General features: G+C 73.4%; 6 protein-coding genes. 5 read left to right on the top strand and 1 reads right to left on the bottom strand.

What is annotated here, in order from left to right:
* The first annotated feature begins 79 nt into the window (after positions 1–79).
* From GSF22_RS29795 to GSF22_RS29815, 5 genes are all read left to right on the top strand, one after another.
* Positions 80–346, top strand: a complete 267-nt coding sequence (locus GSF22_RS29795; protein ID WP_208817242.1) for a DUF6343 family protein — start codon at positions 80–82, stop codon at positions 344–346.
* Between the two features lie 15 nt (positions 347–361).
* Positions 362–1,783, top strand: coding sequence for an NADP-dependent succinic semialdehyde dehydrogenase (locus GSF22_RS29800; RefSeq protein ID WP_208817243.1), 1,422 nt, complete (start codon positions 362–364; stop codon positions 1,781–1,783).
* Positions 1,784–2,009: 226 nt separating this feature from the next.
* A complete protein-coding gene (locus GSF22_RS29805) occupies positions 2,010–2,975 on the top strand; it encodes a TIGR03885 family FMN-dependent LLM class oxidoreductase (protein WP_208817244.1) in 966 nt (321 codons plus the stop codon).
* 35 nt (positions 2,976–3,010) lie between these two features.
* Complete coding sequence (locus GSF22_RS29810) at positions 3,011–4,585, top strand: Na+/H+ antiporter (protein WP_208817245.1); 1,575 nt, start codon at positions 3,011–3,013, stop codon at positions 4,583–4,585.
* Positions 4,582–4,839, top strand: a complete 258-nt coding sequence (locus GSF22_RS29815; protein WP_208817246.1) for a UBP-type zinc finger domain-containing protein — start codon at positions 4,582–4,584, stop codon at positions 4,837–4,839. The genes GSF22_RS29810 and GSF22_RS29815 overlap by 4 nt, the downstream gene beginning before the upstream one ends.
* A 78-nt stretch (positions 4,840–4,917) precedes the next feature.
* On the opposite strand, the gene GSF22_RS29820 is transcribed toward GSF22_RS29815, so the two are convergent.
* Entirely contained in the window at positions 4,918–5,475 is a 558-nt protein-coding gene (locus tag GSF22_RS29820; RefSeq protein WP_307804447.1) for a GNAT family N-acetyltransferase, read from the bottom strand.
* Positions 5,476–5,655 lie beyond the last annotated feature (180 nt).

Here is a 5,655-nt window from a genome sequence, read left to right on the forward strand (position 1 = left end):
GGGCCCTTCCGCTACCGAATCCGTCAAGCGGGGGCCCTTCCTCACGTTAGGGCGGGGGGTGTCGGGGTAGCTGACGGAGATGGCGAGATCACAACCGTCGGGTCGGCGGGGCACCGTCGGGCACGCGTACAGCGCGCTCAACCTCCGCCTGGCCCTGGCCACCTTCGGACTGGTCTTCTTCACCGTCGTGGCGGTGATCGCGGCCCGCGCCGACCTGGTGTGGCTGGCGGTGCTCTTCGCCGTGGTGGCGTTGACGGCGGTGGTCGACCTGGTGGTCATCCAGCGTCGGCGGGCCGCCCGGCGCCGCGAGGAACCGCCGGGCACCCGGCACTCGCTCTTCGAGTGACAGGAGTACACGACAATGCCGATCGCCACCGTCAACCCGGCCACCGGTGAGGTACTGAAGACCTTCGACCCGACCCCCGACGGCGAGGTCGACGCGGCGATCGGCCGGGCCGACGAGGCGTACCGGGCCCTGCGGGGCACCACGGTGGCGCAACGCGGGGCGTGGTTGACCGCCGCCGCCGACCTGCTCGACGCCGAGGCCGAACAGATCGGCCGGTTGATGACCACCGAGATGGGCAAGACCCTCGCGGCGGCGAAGGCGGAGGCGGCCAAGTGCGCCACCGCCTGCCGGTACTACGCCGAAAACGCGGCGGACTTCCTCGCCGACGCGCCCGCCGACGCGGCGGCGGTAGGTGCCCGGCGGGCCTTCGTCCGCTACCAGCCGATCGGGCCGGTACTCGCGGTCATGCCGTGGAACTTCCCGCTCTGGCAGGTGGTCCGGTTCGCCGCCCCGGCGCTGATGGCCGGCAACACCGGCCTGCTCAAGCACGCCTCGAACGTGCCGCAGACCGCGCTGTGGCTGGCCGAGCTGTTCCACCGGGCGGGCTTCCCGGCCGGCGCGTTCGCCACCCTGCTGGTCGGCTCGGACGCCGTGGAGCGGATCATCGCCGACCCCCGGGTCCGCGCGGCCACGCTGACCGGCAGCGAGGGCGCCGGGCGGTCCATTGCGGCGGCGGCCGGACGCCACCTGAAGAAGACCGTGCTGGAACTCGGCGGCAGCGACCCGTTCGTGGTGATGCCCTCCGCCGACGTGGCCGCCGCCGCCGAGGTCGCCACCACCGCCCGCTGCCAGAACAACGGCCAGTCCTGCATCGCCGCCAAACGGTTCATCGTGCACACCGACGTCTTCGACGCGTTCGCCGAGGCGTTCACCGTCCGGATGGCCAAGCTGAGGGTCGGCGACCCGATGGACGCCGGCACGGACGTCGGGCCGCTCGCCACCGAGCGGGGCCGCGACGACGTCGACGGGCAGGTCCGTGACGCGGTCGACAAGGGGGCCCGGGTGCTGGTCGGTGGCGAGCGCCCCGACCGGGACGGCTGGTGGTACCCGCCGACGGTGGTCACCGACCTGACCCCGGCGATGCGGATGTGGGCCGAGGAGGTGTTCGGCCCGGTCGCCGGGCTCTACCGGGTGTCGTCGTACGACGAGGCGGTCGAGCTGGCCAACGGCACCGCGCTCGGCCTCGGCGCGAACGCCTGGACCCGGGACCCCGACGAACAGGAACGTTTCGCCACCGACCTGGACGCCGGCAGCGTCTTCGTCAACGGGATGACCACGTCGTACCCGCAACTGCCGTTCGGCGGGGTCCGCAACTCCGGGTACGGCCGGGAGTTGTCCGCTCTCGGCATGCGGGAGTTCTGCAACATCAAGACGGTCTGGGTGGGCGAGGGTGGCGCCCCGGCCGGCAACGCCGGTGCCGGCGCCCACGCCGAATAGGGTGCAAGGAAGGGCCCCCGCTTAACGGATTCGGTAGAGGAAGGGCCCCTTCCTAACACCGCTGCGCATTCGGGCACCGGGGCACCGGCTGGTGCCGGGCGGCGTCGGGTGGCACCGGCTGGTGCCGGGTGGCATTGGGTGGCACCGGAGGGTGCCGGGCGGCGTCGGGTGGCACCGGATGGTGCCGGGGCGTGCCGGGCGGCGCTCCGGGGTAGGTAGGGACACCATGACGGTGTTCGGCTTCCACAACTCCCACGAACAGGTCCACCCCTCCGCACTGCTGGAGGCGACGATCCACGCCGAGGCCGCCGGCTTCGACGCGGCCATGTCCTCGGACCACTTCTCCCCGTGGAGCGCCCGGCAGGGCCAGTCCGGGTTCGCCTGGTCCTGGCTCGGCGCGGCGCTCCAGGCGACGTCCCTGCCCTTCGGGGTGGTGAACGCGCCCGGTCAGCGGTACCACCCGGCGATCGTCGCGCAGGCGATCGGCACCCTCGGCGCGATGTACCCGGGCCGGTTCTGGGCGGCCCTCGGTACCGGCGAGGCGAGCAACGAGCACGTCACCGGCGACCGTTGGCCCCGCAAGGACGTCCGGGCCGCCCGGCTGCGCGAGTGCGTCGACGTGATCCGGGCCCTGCTCGCCGGCGAGGAGGTCAGCCACGACGGCCTGGTCACCGTGGACCGGGCCCGGCTGTGGACCCGCCCCGAACAGCCGCCGGCGCTGATCGGGGCGGCGGTGAGCGTACCCACGGCCCGCTGGTGTGCCGAGTGGGCCGACGGTCTGATCACGGTGAACGCCCCGCTCGACCACCTGCGCGGGATGGTCGACGCGTACCGGGACGCCGGTGGGCGGGGACCGCTGCACCTCCAGGTACACGTGAGCTGGGCGCCCGACGAGGCCGAGGCGGCCCGGATCGCGTACGACCAGTGGCGCAGCAACGTCTTCGCGCCGCCGGTCTGCTGGGACCTGGAACTGACCGACCACTTCGACACCGTCTCCGAGCAGGTACCGATGGAACAGGTCACCCGGGTGGTGAACGTCTCCGCCGACCTGGGCCGGCACGTGGGCTGGCTGGAGGACTACCTCGCACTCGGGTTCGACCAGATCTACCTGCACCACGTCGGCCGGGAACAGCACGCCTTCATCGACGCGTTCGGTACGCAGGTCCTGCCGAAACTACGTACCGCCGGATGACCGGTCTGGACGGCGGCGCCCCCTAGGCTCGCCGCATGGAGGCACTGTTCGAGGTCGTACTCTTCCTCGCCATCGCGACCCTCGGCGCGGCGCTCGCCCGACGGCTCGGTCTGCTCGCCCCGATCGTGCTGGTCGTGCTCGGCCTGGCGTTGTCGTACGTACCCGGTTTCCCGCAGTTCCAGTTGGAGCCGGAACTGGTGCTGGTGGGCATCCTGCCGCCGCTGCTCTACGTGGCGGCGCTGGAGACCTCGGTGCCGGCCTTCCGGTACAACCTGCGGCCGATCCTGCTGCTCGCCGTGGGGCTGGTGCTGTTCACCGCGTTCGTGGTCGGCTTCGTCCTGCACGTGCTGCTGCCGGGCGTACCGTTCGCGGTCTGCCTGGCGCTGGGCGCGGTGGTCGCCCCACCGGACGCGGTGGCGGCCACCGCGGTGGCCCGGCGGGTCGGGCTGCCCCGCCGGGTGGTGACCATCCTGGAGGGGGAGAGCCTGGTTAACGACGCGACCGCGCTGGTCCTGCTGCGGGTGGCGACCCTGGCCACCATCGGTTCGGCGGTCGGGGTCGGCGACGTCGCCCGCGAGGTGCTGGTGGCGACCGGCGGCGGCATCGTGATCGGGGCCCTGGGTGCGGTGGTCTTCGGTTTCCTGCACCAGCGGATCAGCGACCCGCTGCTGGACAACGCGCTGTCGCTGATCGTCCCGTTCGCGGTGGTGTTCGTCGCCGAGGAGATCCACGCCTCCGGGGTGGTCGCCGTGGTGGTCACCGGGCTGGCGCTCGGGCACCGGCTGCCGAGGCTGATGTCGGCCGCCTCCCGGTTGCAGATCGGCGCGGTCTGGCGGCTGGTCCGATTCCTGCTGGAGGGGCTGGTCTTCCTGCTGGTCGGGCTCCAGTTGCGGGAGGTGCTGGTGCACCTGGACACCCCGACCGGCACGCTGGTCGGGGTGACCGCCGCCGTGCTGGTCACCGTCTTCCTGACCCGGTTCGTCTGGCTCTTCCCGGCCACCTACCTGGCCCGGCTGGTGCCCCGGGTACGCCGCCGCGATCCGGCGCCGTCCCCCCGCTTCCCGCTGGTGATCGGCTGGGCCGGGATGCGCGGGGTGGTCACCCTGGCCGGTGCGCTCGCCCTGCCGCTCACCCTCGCCGGCGGCGAGCCGTACCCGAGGGAACTCTTCATCTGGCTCGCGTTCGCGGTGATCGTGGCGACCCTGGTCGGCCAGGGCGCCACCCTGCCGGCGGTGGCCCGGTGGTTGAAACTGCCCCCGGACGACGCGGTGCAGGACGCGCTCTCCGCAGCGGCGGTGCAGCAGCAGGCCAGCCGGGCGGCCCGGGACCGGCTCGACGAGATCGCCGGAGAGGCACCGGCGGCCGTGGTGGAACGGCTGCGCCGGTTGGGCGAGCACCGGACCAACACGGCCTGGGAGCGGCTGGGCGGTGCGGAGCGGGAAACCCCCTCCCAGGCGTACGCGCGGTTGCGGCAGGAGATGATCGACGCGGAGCGGGAGGTGTTCCGGGCGGCCCGGGACGCGGGCCGGATCCCGGAGGAGACACTGGTACGGGCCTACCGGGACCTGGACCTGGAGGAGTCCCTGCTGCGACGGGAGGACGAGGCGTGAGCTGCGAGCATCTGGCCGGGGCGGGTACGGCGGCACCGGAGGTCACCGGCTACTGCCCGCAGTGCCGGGCCATGGGCTCCACCGACTGGGTGCACCTGCGCTCCTGCCTGACCTGTGGGCAGGTCGGCTGCTGTGACTCCTCACCGAACCGGCACGCCACCGCCCACTTCGCCGAGACCGGGCACCCGGTGATCCGCTCCGCGCAGCCGGGCGAGTCCTGGCGCTGGTGCTACGTGGACGAGGAGATCGGCTGACCGTCCGGCGGGCCGGCAGGCGCCGGGAACGGTCGGGCAGCGGCGGTGCAGGTCCGGGCAGCGGCGGGCCGGTGTCGGTCAGGCGAGTCGGCGGGCCAGCACCTGACCCGGCCACGGTGGTCGGCCGGGCCGGGCGACGGTGAACCGCTCGGTGCGGGTGAAACCGGCCCGCTCGTACCAGCGGACCAGCGCCCCGTCGTCGCCCGCGTAGCAGTCCACCCGGAGCAGCCCGATCCCGGCCGCCCGGGTCAGTTCGGCCGCGTACGCCAGCAGCCGGCCGCCGATGTCCCGGCCGGCGTACGCCCGGTCGGTGACCAGCAGCCGGACGAACAGTTCCGGCTCGTCGACCGGTGGCACGTACTCGACGGTCGCACCGACCACCAGCGCGCCGACCGGCCGGTCACCCAGCACGGCCAGGTAGAGTCCGCCGCTGGCCGCGTACTCCTGGGCCTGCGCGACGCGACGCGGGTCGGTGGAGGCCGGTTCGGTACCCCACTGGCCGGTCCGGCCCCGGGCGACCAGCCAGGCGGTGGCGTCGTCGAGCAGCCGCAGGACGTGCGGGGCGTCGTCCGGGCCACCCGGGCGGATGGCCGGCTCGTCCCTGCCGGTCCCGGGCACCTGGTCGTCGTCGGTCACCCCGACATGGTGGCAGACCGGGTGGTCCGGGCTGCCCACCGTGTGCCCGGTTCGGGAGGTTTCGGTGCCGGTCGATGTCGGGTACGGCAGGGGGAGCCGCCCCCTGGAGGTTGCGATGACGTCCACCGCCGACCGGTTCCCCACCCGGCACCTGCCCCCGGTCACCGTACGGGACCTGCC

Origin of the sequence: Micromonospora echinofusca (genome assembly GCF_017614955.1) — a bacterium.
Classification (GTDB): Bacteria; Actinomycetota; Actinomycetes; order Mycobacteriales; family Micromonosporaceae; genus Micromonospora; species Micromonospora echinofusca_A.